General features: G+C 66.4%; 24 protein-coding genes and 1 tRNA gene. 13 read left to right on the top strand and 12 right to left on the bottom strand.

Annotation, left to right across the window (positions count from 1 at the left end; translation table 11 throughout):
- Window positions 1-20 precede the first annotated feature (20 nt).
- The 3 genes from WDJ57_RS07550 to WDJ57_RS07540 are packed head-to-tail and all read left to right on the top strand — an operon-like array spanning window position 21 to window position 2,010.
- The gene (locus WDJ57_RS07550) at window positions 21-605 is read left to right on the top strand and encodes a biotin transporter BioY (RefSeq protein ID WP_338905272.1); all 585 of its coding nucleotides are present in this window, start codon (window positions 21-23) and stop codon (window positions 603-605) included.
- Window positions 602-1,306, top strand: a complete 705-nt coding sequence (locus WDJ57_RS07545) for an energy-coupling factor ABC transporter ATP-binding protein (RefSeq protein WP_338905270.1) — start codon at window positions 602-604, stop codon at window positions 1,304-1,306. The genes WDJ57_RS07550 and WDJ57_RS07545 overlap by 4 nt, the downstream gene beginning before the upstream one ends.
- Window positions 1,300-2,010, top strand: coding sequence for an energy-coupling factor transporter transmembrane component T family protein (locus WDJ57_RS07540; protein WP_338905269.1), 711 nt, complete (start codon window positions 1,300-1,302; stop codon window positions 2,008-2,010). The genes WDJ57_RS07545 and WDJ57_RS07540 overlap by 7 nt, the downstream gene beginning before the upstream one ends.
- Here WDJ57_RS07540 and WDJ57_RS07535 read toward each other — a convergent pair.
- Both WDJ57_RS07535 and WDJ57_RS07530 read right to left on the bottom strand, forming a co-directional pair.
- Window positions 2,007-2,756 (bottom strand): DUF5781 family protein, encoded by a 750-nt coding sequence (locus WDJ57_RS07535; protein ID WP_338905268.1) that lies wholly within the window; start codon window positions 2,754-2,756, stop codon window positions 2,007-2,009. The genes WDJ57_RS07540 and WDJ57_RS07535 overlap by 4 nt on opposite strands.
- Before the next feature lie 41 nt (window positions 2,757-2,797).
- Window positions 2,798-2,974 (bottom strand): hypothetical protein, encoded by a 177-nt coding sequence (locus tag WDJ57_RS07530; RefSeq protein ID WP_338905266.1) that lies wholly within the window; start codon window positions 2,972-2,974, stop codon window positions 2,798-2,800.
- 148 nt (window positions 2,975-3,122) lie between these two features.
- Between WDJ57_RS07530 and WDJ57_RS07525 the strand changes: the two genes are divergently transcribed.
- From WDJ57_RS07525 to WDJ57_RS07480, 10 genes are all read left to right on the top strand, one after another.
- On the top strand, window positions 3,123-5,312 hold the full coding sequence (locus WDJ57_RS07525) for an elongation factor EF-2 (RefSeq protein WP_338905264.1): 2,190 nt from the start codon (window positions 3,123-3,125) through the stop codon (window positions 5,310-5,312).
- A gap of 342 nt (window positions 5,313-5,654) precedes the next feature.
- A complete protein-coding gene (locus tag WDJ57_RS07520; RefSeq protein WP_338905262.1) occupies window positions 5,655-6,569 on the top strand; it encodes a DMT family transporter in 915 nt (304 codons plus the stop codon).
- Window positions 6,570-6,622: 53 nt separating this feature from the next.
- Window positions 6,623-6,841: a hypothetical protein gene (locus WDJ57_RS07515; RefSeq protein WP_338905260.1), complete on the top strand. Its 219-nt coding sequence runs from the start codon at window positions 6,623-6,625 to the stop codon at window positions 6,839-6,841.
- Between the two features lie 97 nt (window positions 6,842-6,938).
- Complete coding sequence (locus WDJ57_RS07510) at window positions 6,939-7,472, top strand: amino acid-binding protein (protein ID WP_338905259.1); 534 nt, start codon at window positions 6,939-6,941, stop codon at window positions 7,470-7,472.
- Window positions 7,469-8,419, top strand: coding sequence for a homoserine dehydrogenase (locus tag WDJ57_RS07505; protein WP_338905257.1), 951 nt, complete (start codon window positions 7,469-7,471; stop codon window positions 8,417-8,419). Before WDJ57_RS07510 ends, WDJ57_RS07505 begins: the two co-directional genes overlap by 4 nt.
- A gap of 199 nt (window positions 8,420-8,618) precedes the next feature.
- Entirely contained in the window at window positions 8,619-9,887 is a 1,269-nt protein-coding gene (gene tuf, locus WDJ57_RS07500; RefSeq protein ID WP_338905255.1) for a translation elongation factor EF-1 subunit alpha, read from the top strand.
- Window positions 9,888-9,890: 3 nt separating this feature from the next.
- Window positions 9,891-10,199 (top strand): 30S ribosomal protein S10, encoded by a 309-nt coding sequence (gene rpsJ, locus WDJ57_RS07495; protein ID WP_338905253.1) that lies wholly within the window; start codon window positions 9,891-9,893, stop codon window positions 10,197-10,199.
- A gap of 131 nt (window positions 10,200-10,330) precedes the next feature.
- Window positions 10,331-10,402 (top strand) — tRNA-Ala (locus WDJ57_RS07490).
- Window positions 10,403-10,579: 177 nt separating this feature from the next.
- Window positions 10,580-11,143: an SWIM zinc finger family protein gene (locus tag WDJ57_RS07485; protein WP_338905252.1), complete on the top strand. Its 564-nt coding sequence runs from the start codon at window positions 10,580-10,582 to the stop codon at window positions 11,141-11,143.
- Window positions 11,144-11,302: 159 nt separating this feature from the next.
- Window positions 11,303-11,734 (top strand): ribbon-helix-helix domain-containing protein, encoded by a 432-nt coding sequence (locus WDJ57_RS07480; RefSeq protein ID WP_338905250.1) that lies wholly within the window; start codon window positions 11,303-11,305, stop codon window positions 11,732-11,734.
- A 196-nt stretch (window positions 11,735-11,930) separates the two neighbouring features.
- Here the strand turns inward: WDJ57_RS07480 and WDJ57_RS07475 are convergent, their stop codons facing one another.
- From WDJ57_RS07475 to WDJ57_RS07430, 10 genes are all read right to left on the bottom strand, one after another.
- Window positions 11,931-12,182 carry a hypothetical protein gene (locus WDJ57_RS07475; protein WP_338905248.1) on the bottom strand — a complete coding sequence of 84 codons (252 nt, stop codon included), beginning with the start codon at window positions 12,180-12,182 and terminating at the stop codon, window positions 11,931-11,933.
- 5 nt (window positions 12,183-12,187) lie between these two features.
- Window positions 12,188-12,439: a hypothetical protein gene (locus WDJ57_RS07470; RefSeq protein WP_338905246.1), complete on the bottom strand. Its 252-nt coding sequence runs from the start codon at window positions 12,437-12,439 to the stop codon at window positions 12,188-12,190.
- Window position 12,440: 1 nt separating this feature from the next.
- Window positions 12,441-12,848, bottom strand: a complete 408-nt coding sequence (locus tag WDJ57_RS07465; protein ID WP_338905244.1) for a hypothetical protein — start codon at window positions 12,846-12,848, stop codon at window positions 12,441-12,443.
- Complete coding sequence (locus tag WDJ57_RS07460; protein WP_338905242.1) at window positions 12,849-13,076, bottom strand: hypothetical protein; 228 nt, start codon at window positions 13,074-13,076, stop codon at window positions 12,849-12,851.
- Window positions 13,076-13,567 carry a hypothetical protein gene (locus WDJ57_RS07455; RefSeq protein ID WP_338905241.1) on the bottom strand — a complete coding sequence of 164 codons (492 nt, stop codon included), beginning with the start codon at window positions 13,565-13,567 and terminating at the stop codon, window positions 13,076-13,078. Before WDJ57_RS07455 ends, WDJ57_RS07460 begins: the two co-directional genes overlap by 1 nt.
- A gap of 69 nt (window positions 13,568-13,636) precedes the next feature.
- Window positions 13,637-14,674 (bottom strand): hypothetical protein, encoded by a 1,038-nt coding sequence (locus WDJ57_RS07450; protein WP_338905240.1) that lies wholly within the window; start codon window positions 14,672-14,674, stop codon window positions 13,637-13,639.
- Window positions 14,671-15,033 carry a hypothetical protein gene (locus WDJ57_RS07445; RefSeq protein ID WP_338905238.1) on the bottom strand — a complete coding sequence of 121 codons (363 nt, stop codon included), beginning with the start codon at window positions 15,031-15,033 and terminating at the stop codon, window positions 14,671-14,673. The genes WDJ57_RS07450 and WDJ57_RS07445 overlap by 4 nt, the downstream gene beginning before the upstream one ends.
- The gene (locus WDJ57_RS07440) at window positions 15,033-15,470 is read right to left on the bottom strand and encodes a hypothetical protein (protein WP_338905237.1); all 438 of its coding nucleotides are present in this window, start codon (window positions 15,468-15,470) and stop codon (window positions 15,033-15,035) included. The genes WDJ57_RS07445 and WDJ57_RS07440 overlap by 1 nt, the downstream gene beginning before the upstream one ends.
- Window positions 15,471-15,482: 12 nt before the next feature.
- Complete coding sequence (locus WDJ57_RS07435) at window positions 15,483-15,947, bottom strand: hypothetical protein (RefSeq protein WP_338905236.1); 465 nt, start codon at window positions 15,945-15,947, stop codon at window positions 15,483-15,485.
- Window positions 15,878-16,180 (bottom strand): hypothetical protein, encoded by a 303-nt coding sequence (locus WDJ57_RS07430; RefSeq protein ID WP_338905235.1) that lies wholly within the window; start codon window positions 16,178-16,180, stop codon window positions 15,878-15,880. Before WDJ57_RS07430 ends, WDJ57_RS07435 begins: the two co-directional genes overlap by 70 nt.
- Window positions 16,181-16,248: the final 68 nt, after the last annotated feature.

Genomic DNA, 16,248 nt, shown 5'->3' with positions numbered 1-16,248 from the left:
TTGACGAGAGTGCCAGTGGCATGTCAGAGCGTCACGAATCGGTCGAACTCGTGCCGGACACGACAGTCTCCCACGTCGCAGTGGCGGTGTTGCTGGCCGCGCTGACGGCCGTCCTCTCCCAGGTCTCGATTCCGCTTCCGGGCGGGGTTCCCTTCTCCTTCCAGCCGTTCCCGGTCTTCTTCGCCGGGTTGTTGCTCGGCCCGGTCTGGGGCGGCTTCTCCGTTCTCCTGTATCTCGTCGTCGGCCTCGCCGGCGCGCCGGTGTTCTCCGACGGCGGGGCCGGCGTCGGCTACGTTCTCGGGCCGACCGGCGGCTTCCTCGTCGGGTTCCTGCTGGCGGCCGTGGTCATCGGTGCCGTCGTCCACCGGTCGGCCACGCCGACGCCCTTTGGCGACATCTCGGCCGCCGTCGCCGCCGTCGCGCTCGTCCTCGCGCTGGTGCCCATCTACGGCGTCGGCGTCCCCTGGCTCGCTGATGTCCAGGGGTGGACGCTGGCGCGGGCGGCGAGTTTCATGGCTCCCTTCGCCGTCGGTGACGCGCTGAAGGTCGCGCTGTCTGTCGGCATCGTCGCCGGGGGTAGCGAGACGCTCGACCGCCTCGGATGATAGCGGTCCGCGACCTCGTCCACCGCTACGACGGCGAGCCAGCGGTCGACGGCGTCTCGCTGACCATCGACGACGGCGAGTGGGTCGTCCTCGCGGGCCCGAACGGCAGCGGCAAGACCACGCTGGTTCGCCACTTCAACGCCCTGCTGGAACCCGACGCGGGCGAGGTACTGGTCGACGGCGAGCCAGCCGCGGCGAATCCGGTGGCGACGCGGACGACGGTCGGGATGGTGTTCCAGACGCCGCGGGACCAGTTCGTCGCCGCGACGGTCGGCGCGGACGTGGCGTTCGGGCCGGAGAACCTCGGGCTCGACCGGCGCGACATCGACCGCCGGGTCGACGAGGCGCTAGCCGCCGTCAACATGGACGGGCGGGCCGACGAGCGCATCGACGCGCTCTCCGGCGGCGAGCAGTCCCGCGTCGCCATCGCCGGCGCGCTCGCGATGGAACCCGCCCACCTCGTCCTCGACGAGCCCTTCGCGGGGCTGGACTGGCCGGCGCGGCGGTCCGTCCTCGACCACCTCGACGCGCTCCACGACGCGGGCACCGGCATCGTCGTCGTCACCCACGACGTGCGCGACGTGCTCTCGCGGGCGGACCGCGTCGTCGGCCTCAGAGACGGACGGGTCGCCGTCGACGCCGACCCAGCAAAGGCCCGCGAGCGACTCGCCGACATCGACGTCCGGGTCCCGGAATGCTGACCTACGAACCGGGCGGGACGCTCGCCCACCGGCTGGACCCGCGGGCGAAACTGGCCTTCCAGGTCGCTTTCGCCATCGCCGTCTTCGCCAGCACGTCGCTGCTGTGGCTCGGAGCCACGGCCGCGCTCGCCGTGGGCTGTCTGCTGGCCGCGCGGCTCTCGCCGCTGCGGGCGCTACGGGCGTACTGGCCCGTCCTGCTCGTGCTCTCGCTCGGACCGCTGCTCGGGGGTCTGGCGCTCGGCCCGCCCTGGTTTCGGGTCGAGCCGGCGCTTTCCTCCCTGCAGCGCGTCGCCAGGCTGGTGCCGCTGTTGCTCGTCAGCGCCGCGTTCGTCCACTCGACGCCCGTCCGCGACACCCGGGCGGCCATTCAGCGGACCGTCCCCGGCCGGTTCGGGCAACTGCTGGGCGTCGGGGTCGGGCTGACCTTCCGCTTCGTGCCGGTACTGCGCGCGGACGTGACGCGGATTCGGGAGGCGATCCGGGCGCGCGGCGGGGGCCGGCGCTCGTTTCGCGACCGGGTGCAGCGCCTCGGGACGCTGTCCGTGGTCCGGGCGTTCGCGCGGGCTGACAGGCTGTCGCTTGCGCTGCGGGCGCGGTGTTTCGCGTACAACCCGACGCTGCCGGACCTGCGGTTCTCCGCGGTCGACTATCTCGTCCTCGCGCTCTCGGCGGCGCTGGCGGTCGGGCCGTTGCTCTTGCTCTAGTCGGCGGCCGGTCCCTCGCCGCCGGCGTAGGCGCGGGTGACGTCGACCAGCGCCTTGCGGTACTCGCTCTCGCCGGGGTCGCGGGCGAGCGTCCGGAAGTGGCGCTTGAACTGCGAGAGGCTGACCTCCGGGGCGTCCGCGGCGGCGGCGTGGGCCAGGTCGTAGATGCGGTGGTCCTCGCCGACGAGGCCGTGGCGCTCGACCAGCGCGAGCGCGAAGGCGGCGTTGACGACCGTAATCTCGGGGTCGGCGGCGGGCGTCCGGCGCACCCATGAGGCGGGGTCGCTCGGCCGGTCGGCGACGGCGGCGGCGAGCGAGGATTCGAGGAAGGCGACCAGTTTGTCGGCGGGGGCGACCTCCAGCCAGATGTCGTCGGCGTAGATGTCCTTCATGTGGTTGGCGATCTGGTAGCAGTGGGTGAGTTTACGCTGCTCGACGCTGCGGCCGGCCAGCGCGAGGAAGATGGCCTCTTTCGTCGACTGCGTGTGGGAGGGGTGGCCAGCCTCGTGGTGGTGCATGTGGGCGTACTCGTGCAGGGCGAGTTCGCGGGCCATCGCCGACGTGGCCGCCTGCTGGGAGATGGTCAGCCGGTGGCCGGCGTCGCTGTGGCTGACGCGTGTTCGTTCGTCCGGGTCCTCGACGATGCGGACCCGTACCGGTCGGGTGAGGTCGCGTTCGGTCTCGAAGAGGTCGCGTGCACCGAGAAACGGTTCGGCCGGCCCGGGGCCGTCGACGCCTACGTCCATGTCTACCTCTCTCAGGGTCCGAGCAGTATGACTTTTGCGGGCTATTGCTGGCTGAACCCGAGGACCATCCCGCAGCCGCTGCACTGGTGGACGTCGACCGTCTCGCGGCCCATCTCGAAGCTCTCGACGTCCAGTTGTGGCACGTCGGCGGCCGTCTGGATGTCGTCGTGGCCGAGTTCTTCGCCGCAGTCGTCACAGAAGAACGGGTCGTCGTTCATACGCCGAGGTCTGTGGCGGGTCCAATAGTCGTGTCGGTGTTGGCGTCCCCCTTGGGGCGGCGTCGCACGATGGCGCGGCCACGGCGCGGCGCGAAGCGGTCGGGAAACACTATCCTTTTGACCCTCCTTCCGGTAGGACGGGGTAATAATGGGCCGACGAAAGAAAATCGTACAGGAATGTGAGACGCTGATGGACAAGCCGGAGAACATCCGGAACATCGCCATCGCCGCTCACGTCGACCACGGCAAGACCACACTGACAGACAACCTCCTCGCCGGTGCGGGGATGATTTCCGACGAGACGGCGGGCGAACAGCTCGCGATGGACACCGAAGAGGACGAGCAGGAACGCGGTATCACCATCGACGCGGCGAACGTCTCGATGACCCACGAGTACGAGGACACGAACCACCTCATCAACCTCATCGACACGCCGGGCCACGTCGACTTCGGCGGCGACGTCACCCGCGCGATGCGCGCCGTCGACGGTGCGCTCGTGGTCGTCGACGCCGTTGAGGGCGCGATGCCCCAGACCGAGACCGTCCTGCGCCAGGCGCTGCGCGAGGGCGTCAAGCCGACCCTGTTCATCAACAAGGTCGACCGCCTGATCTCCGAACTGCAGGAAGGGCCCGAGGAGATGCAGGAGCGTCTCGTCTCCGTCATCCGCGACGTGAACGAGCTGATCCGCGGGATGACTGAGGAGATGGACGACATCAACGACGACTGGACCGTCTCCGTCGAGGAAGGCACCGTCGGCTTCGGCTCTGCCCTCTACAAGTGGGGCGTCTCGATGCCGTCGATGCAGCGCACCGGGATGGACTTCGGCGACATCATGGAACTGGAGCGCAACGACGAGCGCCAGGAACTCCACGAGCGCACGCCGCTGTCGAACGTCGTCCTCGACATGGTCTGTGAGCACTTCCCGAACCCCATCGACGCCCAGCCCCGTCGTATCCCGCGCATCTGGCGCGGCGACGACGACTCCGACGTCGCCGAGAGCATGCGCCTGGTCGACGAGGACGGCGAGGTCGTCCTGATGGTCACCGACATCGGCATCGACCCCCACGCCGGCGAAATCGCCGCCGGCCGCGTCTTCTCCGGCACGCTGGAGAAGGGCCAGGAGCTGTACGTCTCCGGGACTGCGGGCAAGAACCGCATCCAGAGCGTCGGCATCTACATGGGTGGCGAGCGCAAGGAGGTCGAGCACGTCCCCGCCGGCAACATCGCGGCCGTCACCGGCCTGCGCGACGCCATCGCCGGCTCCACGGTGTCGAGCATCGAGATGACGCCCTTCGAGTCCATCGAGCACATCTCGGAGCCGGTCATCACGAAGAGCGTCGAGGCGAAGAACATGGACGACCTGCCGAAGCTCATCGAGACGCTCCAGCAGGTCGCCAAGGAGGACCCGACCATCCAGATCGAGATCAACGAGGACACCGGCGAGCACCTCATCTCCGGGCAGGGCGAACTCCACCTCGAAGTCATCACTCAGCGCATCGAGCGCAACCAGGGCATCCCGGTCACGACCGGTGAGCCCATCGTCGTCTACCGCGAGGCGCCCCAGACCGAGAGCCGCGAGGTCGAGGGTATCTCACCGAACCGTCACAACCGCTTCTACATCACGGTCGAACCCCTGAGCGACGACCTCGTCGAGACGCTCAAACTGGGCGAGGCGACGATGGATATGCCGGAACTCGAACGCCGCGAGGCGCTGCAGGACGCCGGCCTCGACAAGGACGCGTCCCAGGACGTCGAGCACATCTTCGGCACCAACATCATCATCGACGACACGAAGGGTATCCAGCACCTCAACGAGACGATGGAACTGGTGCTCGAAGGGTTCGAGGAGGCCCTCTCGGACGGCCCGCTGGCCGCCGAACCCGTCACCGGGTCGCTCATCCGCCTCCACGACGCCCGCCTGCACGAGGACGCCATCCACCGCGGTCCGGCGCAGGTCATCCCCGCTGTCCGCCGGTCGCTGCACAACGCGCTCATCGACGCGGAGATCCGCCTGCTGGAGCCGATTCAGGAGGTCCGCATCGACGTGCCCAACGACCACATGGGCGCCGCATCCGGCGAAATCCAGGGTCGCCGTGGCCGCGTCGACGACATGTACCAGGAAGGCGACCTGATGGTCGTCGAGGGCATCGCGCCCGTCGAGGAGATGATCGGCTTCTCCTCGGACATCCGCTCGGCCACCGAGGGCCGCGCGTCCTGGAACACCGAGAACGCCGGGTTCCAGGTCCTCGCGGACAACCTCCAGCCCGAGACGATCATGGAGATCCGCGAGCGCAAGGGCATGAAGCTCGAACTGCCCGAGACAGTCGACTACATCTGAGTACCACCTTTTTCCCGCTCGGGTGTCGAGCGCGCTGACACGCGCTCGCACCACTCACGGCAAAAACGTCCGCAGAAATCTTCGATTTCTGCCGGGCTGCGCAAGAGCTTCGCTCTTGCGAACGTGGGTGAAAAAGGCTCCTCGCGCGCAGTAGCGCGCTCGGAGTACAATACATCTCTCTCTCTCTCTCTTTCTGCAACCGCACCGCACAGCGCCAGCCCTGCCCTTCCCCGACTCGCTCGGCCACGGCGACTGCCGTGGCACGCGCTCGCGGCCAGCTGTGTCCGACTCTCCATGGACGGCCCGTTTCAAGTGCAGTCCGACCGAACGCACAGACACTCGATGACTCGGGTCCGGACAGTCGCCGTCTTCTCGCTGGTGACGCTGCTGTTCGGGACGTCGTTTCCGGCCATCGAGGTAGGCTTGCGTTACTTCCCGCCGCTGTTGCTCGGGGCGTCTCGCTACTACCTCTCGGGGGTCCTCCTGCTCGGCTACGCCGTCGCGACGTCGTCGTACTGGCGGCCCGTCACCCGTCGCGACTGGGCAGCGGTCGCCGCCGGCGGCGTCCTCTTCATCGGCGGGACCGGCTTCACGTTCGTCGGCCAGCAGTTCGTCACCAGCGCGGTGGCGGCCATCCTGGTCAGCCTGACGCCCGTGCTGACCGTCCTCTTCGGATGGGTGTTGCTGCCCGACGAGCGCCTCTCCCGGCGGGGACAACTCGGCGTCGCCGTGGGGTTCGCCGGCGTGGCGCTCGTCCTGCGACCGGACCCGTCGAACCTCCTCGACGCGACCGTCGTCGGGAAGGCGCTGGTGTTGCTGGCGACGGTGCTGGTGACGCTCGGGACAGTCCTGGTCCGGCGGGCGCGGGCGGCGCTGCCGGTGCCGGCACTGACGGGCTGGGCGATGCTCGTCGGCGCGACGGTGCAACTCGGCGTCGGCGTCGCGACCGGCGAGACGGTGTCGCTGTCGGGCGACCCCGGACCGGCGCTGGCGACGGTGGCCTACCTCGGCGTCGTCGCGGGTGCGGTCGCCTTTGGCCTGTACTTCTGGCTACTGGAGCAGGTCGGCGCGCTGGAGGCGAATCTGGTGACGTATCTGACGCCGCCGGTGACACTCGCTATCGGCAGCCTCGTCCTGAACGAACCCGTCGACCCGCTGGCCGTCGTCGGCTTCCTCGTCATCGCCGCCGGGTTCGGCCTGCTGAAGGAGCGGGAACTTGCGGCGCAACTGGCGCGCTACCGCGGCCCGACGCGGTAGTCCGGCGTCGCCGAACCCGTTTCCTTACCTGCCACCGTCTCCTACCGCCGGGCATGTCTCTGACACACCAGATTGCGGACATCGTCATCGGCGGCCTGCTGGCCGGGGTGGCGACGTTCGTCCTCGGTGCAGTCGTCCAGCCCTATCTCGCCATCTCGATGGGTGCCTTCTTCGCCGCGATGTACTACTTCTCGCGGAACCCGTGGGGGAGCCCGAACGGCGCGGAGTACAACGACGCTATCGACGACGTCTACGACCGGTTCCTGCCGTAGGCGGCGACTGCGGCCGCGACAAACGACGGGATTCTTATAGCCGGCCCCCGGAGAGGCTGGCAATGAGCCTCCGGACTCGACGCAGAGGTGAGCGCCGATGAGCGACTCGACGGAGGAGGTGCGGGCCTACACGGTCCGGCTGGAGCTGGTCGACCGGCCCGGGGAACTGCTCCGGGCGCTGGAGCCCATCGCCGACAACGGCGGCAACCTCCTCTCTATCTTCCACGAGCGGGGCAACGTCACACCGCGTGGCCACATCCCCGTCGAAGTCGACCTGGAGGCGACACCGGAGCGGTTCGACGACATCGTCGACGCGCTGCGGGACGAGGGCATCAACGTCATCCAGGCCGGTGCCGAGCGCTACGGCGAGGAACTGACCGTCGTCCTCATCGGCCACATCGTCGACACCGACCTCTCCGATACCCTCTCGCGCATCGAGGACTCCTCGGGGGCGTCGGTCCGGGACTTCTCGCTGTCCGCGCCGGAGGGGCGCGACGGCGAGTCGAGCGCCCGCGTCCGCCTGGCCGCCCAGCGCGGCGAGACGGAGGCCGCGATGGACATCATTCACGAGATAGCCGCGGAGAAGGACTTCCAGGTCGTCGAGCCGCTGACGGCGGGTGATGCGGCGTGAGACTCGCCGTCATCGGGGCCGGCGCCGTCGGCTCGTCGGTCGTCGACCTGGCCGGCGAGTACGGCCACACGGTCACCGCCTTCGCCGACTCCCGCAGCGCCGCCGTCGCCCCCGCGGGCATCGACGGCCAGGCGGCAATCGAGCGCAAGGAGACTGAGGGCGTCGTCGGCGACGCCGACCCGGAGGACGCACTGGCCGGCGAGTACGACGTGCTCGTTGAGGCGACGCCGACGACGCTGGGCGACGCCCAGCCCGGGTTCGGGCACGTCGAGCACGCGCTCGAACGCGACCGCCACGTCGTCCTCGCGAACAAGGGACCGGTCGCCGAGCGCTACGCCGACGTGCGGGCGCTCGAACGGGAGAGCGCCGGCGAGGTCTACTTCGAGGCCACCGTCGGCGGTGCGATGCCCGTCCTCTCGACCATCGCCGACTTCGGCCCGGACAAGATTACCGCCGTCCGCGGCGTCCTCAACGGCACGGCCAACTTCATCCTCTCGCGGATGGCCGCGGAGGGACTGGGCTACGAGCACGTTCTCGCGGAGGCCCAGGACCTCGGCGTCGCCGAGGCCGACCCCACCTTCGACGTGGAGGGGACCGACGCGGCGCTGAAGTGCGTCATCGTCGCGAACGTCCTCGCCGGCGACGAGCGCGAGTACACGCTCGACGACGCGCGTGTCGAGGGCATCAGCGACCTGCCCGGCAGCGCGCTCGACCTCGCCAACGAGGACGGCCGTACCATCCGGCTCATCGGCGAGGTCACCGGCGGCGAGGTCCGCGTCGGACCGCGGCTCGTCCCGGAACACGGCGCGCTCGCCGTGACGGGGACGCGCAACATCGTCCAGCTGGAGACCGCCCACGCCGGACAGCTGAACGTCTCCGGCCGGGGTGCCGGCGGCCCCGAGACGGCGACGGCGGTGCTCGCCGACGTCGACCGGCTGGCCGACTGAGTCCGTTCCCGCTCGCTCGTCGTTTTGCAGTATCAGTGGCGTCCTGTCGATGGCGGTAAGTGACCACATTTCGACCAGTGCCGTGTGACCACGTAGCAAATCACGGGACAGCGACGGGATAGTTCACGGGCGGTATCGAAATCGTTTTATGAGCAACCGCGTAAAGATGCCGACATAGCGCCTCTGCGCGTGAGAAACAATGAGTGAGGACAAACCGCACCAGAACTTGGCCATCATCGGCCACGTCGACCACGGGAAGAGTACGCTCGTCGGACGACTCCTGTACGAGACAGAGAACGTACCGGAGCACGTCATCGAGCAGCACAAGGAAGAGGCCGAGGAGAAGGGCAAGGGCGGCTTCGAGTTCGCCTACGTCATGGACAACCTCGCCGAAGAGCGCGAGCGCGGTGTCACCATCGACATCGCCCACCAGGAGTTCGACACCGACGAGTACTACTTCACTATCGTCGACTGTCCGGGCCACCGCGACTTCGTGAAGAACATGATCACTGGCGCGAGCCAGGCCGACAACGCCGTGCTCGTCGTCGCCGCAGACGACGGCGTCCAGCCGCAGACCCAGGAGCACGTCTTCCTGGCGCGCACGCTGGGCATCGACGAGCTCATCATCGCGGTCAACAAGATGGACCTCGTCGACTACGGCGAGGGTGCCTACGAGGACACCAAGGACGAGGTCGAGGACCTCCTGAACCAGGTCCGCTTCAACACGGACGACGTCAAGTACATCCCGGTCTCCGCGTTCGAGGGCGACAACATCGCCGAGCGCTCGGACAACACGGACTGGTACGACGGCGAAATCCTGCTCGAAGCGCTGAACGCGCTGCCCGAGCCGGAGCCGCCGACGGACGCGCCGCTGCGCCTGCCCATCCAGGACGTCTACACCATCTCCGGCATCGGGACCGTCCCGGTCGGCCGCGTCGAGACGGGCATCCTCAACACCGGCGACAACGTCAGCTTCCAGCCCAGCGACGTCGGTGGCGAGGTCAAGACCATCGAGATGCACCACGAGGAAGTGCCGAAGGCAGAGCCGGGTGACAACGTCGGGTTCAACGTCCGCGGCATCGGCAAGGACGACATCCGCCGCGGTGACGTCTGTGGCCCCGCCGACGACCCGCCGAGCGTCGCCGAGACGTTCCAGGCACAGGTCGTCGTCATGCAGCACCCGAGCGTCATCACGGCCGGCTACACGCCGGTCTTCCACGCTCACACGGCACAGGTCGCCTGTACCGTCGAGTCCATCGACAAGAAGATCGACCCCTCGTCCGGTGAGGTCGCCGAGGAGAACCCGGACTTCATCCAGTCCGGCGACGCCGCAGTCGTGACGGTTCGACCGCAGAAGCCGCTCAGCATCGAGCCGTCCTCCGAGATTCCGGAGCTCGGTTCCTTCGCCATCCGCGACATGGGCCAGACCATCGCGGCCGGCAAGGTCCTCTCGGTCAACGAGCGATAATCCATGCAGCAGGCACGCGTCCGCCTGGCGGGCACCAGCCCCGACGACCTCGACGACATCTGCGACGACGTCCGCGACATCGCGGACAAGACGGGTGTCAAGCTCTCGGGTCCGGTCCCGCTACCGACGAAGACGCTGGAGGTGCCCACCCGCAAGTCCCCCGACGGCGAGGGGACCGCGACGTGGGAGCACTGGGAGATGCGCGTCCACAAACGCCTCATCGACATCGACGCCGACGAACGGGCGCTGCGCCAGCTGATGCGCATCCAGGTGCCCAACGACGTCAGCATCGAAATCGTCCTCGAGGACTGACGCGAGGGCCGGAAGACGCCGGTCGTCTTTCGACACTCCGTCCGAGGGCGTGCGCGACCGCTGTGGGACGCGGTGACAGTGCCGGTCTCACGCGCAGGATTTAATCGGCTCCACCGCCGATTCCACAACGCGGGCTCGTAGATCAGTGGCAGATCGCTTCCTTCGCAAGGAAGAGGCCCGGGGTTCAAATCCCCGCGAGTCCATAGCCGTACTGTACTTCTGACGAAGGTCCACGTATTCACACGTTCAGTTACCCGAGCGTCTCGTTTCAGAAATCGGGTCATCGGAAGAAACGGGTCGCTCAGAGCGAGTGATTTACTCCGCGGGATTCGGCCCGCCGCAGTCTGTGACTCACGCGAGGGAAAACGGGGGTGTCGGGCGTGAGCATAGAGAGTTCGAAGGTAGCCGAGTGGGGACAGTCGGATGCACTCGACAAACGTCTCACCGACCCGGAGGTATTGACGTTCCCCGAGGACTGGACGCTCTCAGAGAGCTGGCAGCGCGCTCAGACAGAGGCTGACACCGGCGGCCCCATCAACGACGCCGAGCGGATGGTCTGGCTCGACGAGAGCGACAAGCCCAAGCGCGTGCTGTTCGCGCTCCAGGACGACCGCCTGCACGCCGAGTGTTCCTGCGCTGCCTGGAAGTATCGCGGGTTCTGCGCCCACGTGGCGAAGTGTTGGTGGCGCTGGATTCGCGGGCGCTTGGTCGTCCATCATCTCGACACCGGCCGGGACTACCAGACGCCTCCCGCGTGGCTTCAGTTCAACCACGACCGCGACACGGACACTTCGGGACTGACGGCTGCCGAACTCGATGCCTACCTCACGTGCGAGCTGGCAAACGTCGGTGTCCGCGATTACGCCCGCAACACCGACCGCGCACCCGGCACAGTCGGGAACCTGCTGGCTCGCGCTCGTGACAAGGTGGGTGGTCAGCGATGACGGCCTACGCGCGTGCGGAAATCGCCCGCGGGCGCGAAGCGGGGCGAACCCCGGGAGGGGTGTGTACCCCACGTTGCGATTCCGGGGGAAATCGCCAGACGGTAGCCGCTCAGTTCTGTGTCACACGGCCCGGTATCTGTGTCACACGGAGGAACAACGATGAGCAAGCAGATACACGATGAGGGACGCCGCGAGTCCAGCCGGAAAGAACAGGTGCGATTCCGAGCAGAGGCTACCCTGCTCGACGCTTTCGACGAGTGGGTGGATGAATCCGAATACGGGAGCCGAAGCGAAGCCCTCCGCGCCGCTATGCGTCAGACAGCCGGGGCAGGCCACCCTGATCAGACACCGCTTGTCCCGCCAGCCGACGAACCACTCCGGACAGCCTACATCAAGCTCTGTGACGTTGCAAACGCTGACGGTGTGATTCGTCACGACATCGCCGAACAGGAACTCTCGACGATACTGGGGAAGCGAAAGCGGACGGTCAACCACATGATACTCGGTAAGCTCCGAGATCGTGGCTATCTGAATCACGTGGCGAACGTCTACGGAGATCGCAGCTGGGGACTCACCGGGTGGGACGCATGACCGCTCGTGAGAGTCTGCTCGAAGCGGCTGCGGACCTGAGCCACGTGAAAGAGCGTGCGGTCTACGCTGTCGATGACATCCGGCAGCGCTCGCTCAGGGAGTGGTCAGCGTGACGGTATCTACTGCCGGAAAAGACTAGCGCTCTCATCTACCGCGCTTTTTTGAGGTCAATCATCCTGCAGACTGCTATACCACATCATGACCCGTTCTCACCGTCCTCAGAGCCACCACAGACGATCACAGGGCGCAGGGCTTCTACTGCCTCTGGAGACACCTCCAACTCGTCTTGAAGCGTGTCGTCGTCGACAGTCTGCTCCTGCTCGGCCAGCGCGACGACGCCGGCCGCCAGCGTCTCTATGCGCGGCTGAATTTCGTGCCGGACGCTGTAGAGTACAACGCCCAGCGTGGCGAGGTCTGCCGGCGAGCCGACGAGTCCGGGGTCCAGCATACGTCTCAGTTGCCACCCCCGAGGTTGATGTTGAACAGGGTGCCGAGCGCCAGTAGCCCAGCGAACACGAGCCCGAGCGGTAACAGGAGCGCTTTGATGCCCTGGTTCCCGCTTTCGGTCGGGTCGAGCTGACTGAGCAGCGGGACGTCGTCGAGCAGCACGCCGCCCGCGGCACCGGCCGCGCCTGCCGCTGCCGTCGACGACCCGACCGTCCCCGCCAGCCGAGCCCCGAGTGAGCGCACGACGGTCCAGACCATCCTATCGAAGCACCCCCACGACGGCTACGCCAGCAGCGACGGCCGCGCCGGCGAGCAGGACCATGCGCGACTCCTCACCACTGTCCGACGAGTCGTCGCCCCCGCCGCTATCCGTTCCGGCGAATCCCGGGAACGTCGCAGCGAGGGTGTTGTTCACGCCCGCGCCCAGACCGGCGAGTAGGCCGTTCGCGCCCGGTGCGTCACCCGGTGCGAACGTGTCCTCGCCTGACCCGACACCGCTTGCTCGCGGGTCGAGCGTCCGGTCTATCACGCCGAACCAGCCGGTGTTTTCGCCGGTCCCCGTCAGGGTGTTGGCGAGGTCCGCCGGCGCGTCCAGCGCGCCCGTGGCGACAGTGCCAGCCGCGTCCTCGACGTCGCGCAGGACCGGGACTCCCTCGAAGAATCCCACTCAGGACCCCCCCAGGGCCAGAATAAGGCCACCCACTGCGACCGCGCCCGCGACGAGCACAGTCCCTGGTGTCCCGCCCCCACTCGACGAGTTGGACGTCTCGACGACCGGGTCCGGCGTCGGCACCCACTCCGGCAGAGACGAGAAGTTACGCACCTCGTCGACGTCGATGCCGCCCTCATCGTCCGTGGCGAACTCACCGTCGCTGTTCACGAGAGGGACGACCATCAGGACGACCCCCCTGCCAGCGCCGCCACGCCGACGACGACCGCTGCGCCAGCCGCCAGCAGTTTCTTCTTGCCGGCACCGCCCAGTGCCGAGAGGTCCGGGACGGTGACCGGCATCGGCACCATATCCATGCCCGGCGGGTCACTGGTTGACGACGAACCCGACGACCCGCTCGACGGGGACGAGTCCATCGGCCCGCCGCTGTTCGTTATCTCGACTTCGCCGTCTCCGGTGTCGACTGTGGTCTGCTCGTTCGGGTCGTTGATGTTGTTGTACTGGTCTGGGTCCGTCGGTGCAGCCGTGTCTTCCTCCGGGTCGAAGTTCGGGCTGCTCGTCGGGACCACATTGTCTTCCGGGTCGTCGTAGAGGTTTTCTGCCGAGTCCTCGATGCCGCCGCTGTTGTACTCATCGAGGATTTCCTGTGCCTTCTGCTCGTCGTCGATGCGACCGGTTCTTGCCCGCCACACGTCCATGCTGTTGTAGTCAGGCATTGGAACCTCCACTCAGCGGGTCGTTCGGAACCTGTGCGCCTGTCTGAAGTGCGATTGTGGTGCTCATGGTTAGATGTTGTGAGAGTGCGCGGTTTGGACGACCTGATACGCCGTAAAGTCACGAATCTGTACGTCTACCCCGGAGTTGTTGTTGTAATCTGAGATGGCGAAGTCGACAGAAATGCTGTTGTACCCATCCGAGGGGATAGTTCGGTTGATACTGTCCGTGAAGGTGGTGTTACTGTTCTTATCGTTCGTTATCGAGTGGGTCACAAGTACACCACTGTCGATTGTGGTAGTGCTATTATCCGAGGCAGACAGCCGAAGGTTGGAGTAGTCTACTGTTGCCGTCGTGTAGGCGCTAATCATCGTCTCGAAGGCCAAATCCAACTCCCCGATATACAGCGCGTTCGTGTTGTTTGGCAGGTCGAAGGAGAGGGTTCCAGACTGGCCGCTCTCATTCTCAGCGTTGGTGATTTGGTGACTGCCGCCGGTTAGGTCCAGCCGCGGAAATCGTTGCTCTCCGACCGATTGCGTGCCGGCCGGAGGGTCGTGAGTGTCCGCTTCGGGGTTGTACTGCGATTGCGGCAGGTAGTTGGTCGTGTGGTCGGCGTTGTCGTGATTCTGCGCGTGGTGGTCGTCCGCCGACACCCCACTGATGTTGTCGTGGTTAATCTGCCCCTCGTTCACCGAGACCGTGAGGGTGTTCCCGACGTCATCGTAGGACACCGACAGCGCGTTGCCGCCAGCCAGCAGCGCCGCCACGGCGTCCTCAACCTGTTCCTGATTCAGCGCTGCAGTGTCGACGGTAATAGTGTCTCCCGAGTCGTTCACGGAGATACTGATGTTACCAGCTGCCGACAGCGCCGTACCTATCGCGTCTCGCGCTTCCTCGTTGGTGTAGCGGGTGTGGTGGTTGTCCGGCCCGACGTCGAGCAACGACCCGTGACTGACGATGTTCTGTGCAATCCACGATGCCCCATCGTAGACGTAGCTCCCATCATCGTCGGTGTCGTACCACGATTCACCTTCCTCCGCGCCGGTCGGCTCGTTTGGTTGCACGTAGGTGAACAGAATCGACGGGACAGACGCGCTTACGTCGCTCATTCGCCTATCCACCACCCTTCGGTGAGTGCCCCGGTTCCATCAGGGTCTTTCAGCGTGATGCTGTCGAGTTCGAGGGTGTCCTGCGTCAGCGTGCGCCCGTTCAGGGGCACGTCTGTGAGGGTCGTTCCTGAGACCGTCGTGTAGTCCGCAACGATGGCGTCACCGACCTGGGTCACGATTATCTCCTGAATCGTCTCTGCGGGGTTCACCTCCAGCGGGTATGCGTTCCCGCTGTTGCCACCGGCTGCGAAGACGCCGCCCTCGGAGTAGTTGTCCGTCTCGACGGTGCCGTTCGTGTTCGTGGCGATCGGCACGCCACCGGAGCCACGCACCGCTTGGCTGAACTGCTCCGACCCCATCAGAACCACCCCCTGATGCGGTCGACAACACCGCCGAACCGAGCGATGCCTCCGGCGCGGTCTAGTGCCATGTCGACGGCGTAGTCGTAGCCGTAGGTGTCGTCGTGGTTCTCCACCTCGACACCGACGAGGTCGCCGCGTTCGGCTGCCTGCGACACAGTAAACTCGAAGTGGTCACCGTCGCCGTCGATGTACTGCTTGCCCTGAAACTGGATCAGGTCGATTTCCCGCCGGCTTCCATCGTCACCGCGCCGAATGAACGGACGGACACGCAGGTCGAGTTCCGCACCGCGGTAGATGCGGACATCCACCTGCTCGACCGTTGCACCTTCCTGCACCTCGTAGGTTTCGACGTGTGAGCCGTCCCCTGTGGAGTTTGGCGCTACACGGTCTGCGAAGCGCACGCTATCTCGTGGTTCCTGAACGGCAGAAGGCATGGGTCGACCCCCCTACGCCTCGCTGTAGTACAGCCGGGCGCTCGATGCAGACGGGTCGAGTTCCTTGCCGTCGCTGCCGCTCGCCGCCCGAATCCGGATCTCGATGTGACGGCCGGGCTTTGCGTAGGGCGCGAGTGCCGCCATGATGGGGCGGTTCGTACGGTCGTCAGCCTTCGCATCGGCGAGCTCGCCAAGTGTATCGAAGACTGTGGACGCGAGGACGCGCCGCTGCTGACTGTCTGTGATAGCCAGCACCAGCTCGCCCGAGAGTTCGTCACCCGCTGTCCCCGTGCCGTTCCCGGACGCGAGGAGTTCCGCGAAGACGAACGCATCGGCGTACTCACGCTGTGCTCGGCCGTGGCCCCAGAACAGGACCTTGTCGTCAGGAACCTTCTGTGACCAGACAGTCACCTCCGTACCTGCCTTGAGGGTGTCCTGGTCGAGATCGGCCGCCACGATGTTCCGCTTGTCCCCCATACCGAACAGGCTCTGCATCCTGCGAATTTCATCAGGCATGAGTTAGACCCCGGAATCTCTGCCTCGCCGTCGACGCCGGCGATTTCGGTAGCTCGGTTGTAAATGTACGATGCCACACCGATGGTCATGAACAGGAAGAGCGTCCCGATCACTGCCCCGGCCACAGAGAGCGCGCTCTGTTCGGGGTCGTCGGTGTCGACTTCCTGGTCGACCACAGGAATTTCAAATTCCATGCGGTGCCAGCTACGGGGGTGATTTATAAACTCGTCTGAGCGTGATATCTATAGATAGAGACACTCAT

The sequence above is a fragment of the Salinibaculum sp. SYNS191 genome, from assembly GCF_037338445.1.
GTDB lineage: Archaea > Halobacteriota > Halobacteria > Halobacteriales > Haloarculaceae > Salinibaculum > Salinibaculum marinum.
This window is presented reverse-complemented; position numbering and strand designations above follow the sequence as displayed.

Bases quoted from the DNA above. Each gene is read 5' to 3' on its own strand.
- WDJ57_RS07525 (WP_338905264.1), top strand. From the start codon at position 3,123: ATGGGCCGACGAAAGAAAATCGTACAGGAATGTGAGACGCTGATGGAC.
- WDJ57_RS07460 (WP_338905242.1), bottom strand. From the start codon at position 13,076: ATGGTCGTCCCTCTCGTGAACAGCGACGGTGAGTTCGCCACGGACGAT.
- WDJ57_RS07540 (WP_338905269.1), top strand. From the start codon at position 1,300: ATGCTGACCTACGAACCGGGCGGGACGCTCGCCCACCGGCTGGACCCG.
- rpsJ (WP_338905253.1), top strand. From the start codon at position 9,891: ATGCAGCAGGCACGCGTCCGCCTGGCGGGCACCAGCCCCGACGACCTC.
- WDJ57_RS07550 (WP_338905272.1), top strand. From the start codon at position 21: ATGTCAGAGCGTCACGAATCGGTCGAACTCGTGCCGGACACGACAGTC.
- WDJ57_RS07450 (WP_338905240.1), bottom strand. From the start codon at position 14,674: ATGAGCGACGTAAGCGCGTCTGTCCCGTCGATTCTGTTCACCTACGTG.
- WDJ57_RS07445 (WP_338905238.1), bottom strand. From the start codon at position 15,033: ATGGGGTCGGAGCAGTTCAGCCAAGCGGTGCGTGGCTCCGGTGGCGTG.
- WDJ57_RS07480 (WP_338905250.1), top strand. From the start codon at position 11,303: ATGAGCAAGCAGATACACGATGAGGGACGCCGCGAGTCCAGCCGGAAA.
- WDJ57_RS07475 (WP_338905248.1), bottom strand. From the start codon at position 12,182: ATGCTGGACCCCGGACTCGTCGGCTCGCCGGCAGACCTCGCCACGCTG.
- WDJ57_RS07520 (WP_338905262.1), top strand. From the start codon at position 5,655: ATGACTCGGGTCCGGACAGTCGCCGTCTTCTCGCTGGTGACGCTGCTG.
- WDJ57_RS07530 (WP_338905266.1), bottom strand. From the start codon at position 2,974: ATGAACGACGACCCGTTCTTCTGTGACGACTGCGGCGAAGAACTCGGC.
- WDJ57_RS07535 (WP_338905268.1), bottom strand. From the start codon at position 2,756: ATGGACGTAGGCGTCGACGGCCCCGGGCCGGCCGAACCGTTTCTCGGT.
- WDJ57_RS07440 (WP_338905237.1), bottom strand. From the start codon at position 15,470: ATGCCTTCTGCCGTTCAGGAACCACGAGATAGCGTGCGCTTCGCAGAC.
- WDJ57_RS07455 (WP_338905241.1), bottom strand. From the start codon at position 13,567: ATGCCTGACTACAACAGCATGGACGTGTGGCGGGCAAGAACCGGTCGC.
- WDJ57_RS07545 (WP_338905270.1), top strand. From the start codon at position 602: ATGATAGCGGTCCGCGACCTCGTCCACCGCTACGACGGCGAGCCAGCG.
- tuf (WP_338905255.1), top strand. From the start codon at position 8,619: ATGAGTGAGGACAAACCGCACCAGAACTTGGCCATCATCGGCCACGTC.
- WDJ57_RS07430 (WP_338905235.1), bottom strand. From the start codon at position 16,180: ATGGAATTTGAAATTCCTGTGGTCGACCAGGAAGTCGACACCGACGAC.
- WDJ57_RS07515 (WP_338905260.1), top strand. From the start codon at position 6,623: ATGTCTCTGACACACCAGATTGCGGACATCGTCATCGGCGGCCTGCTG.
- WDJ57_RS07510 (WP_338905259.1), top strand. From the start codon at position 6,939: ATGAGCGACTCGACGGAGGAGGTGCGGGCCTACACGGTCCGGCTGGAG.
- WDJ57_RS07435 (WP_338905236.1), bottom strand. From the start codon at position 15,947: ATGGGGGACAAGCGGAACATCGTGGCGGCCGATCTCGACCAGGACACC.
- WDJ57_RS07470 (WP_338905246.1), bottom strand. From the start codon at position 12,439: ATGGTCTGGACCGTCGTGCGCTCACTCGGGGCTCGGCTGGCGGGGACG.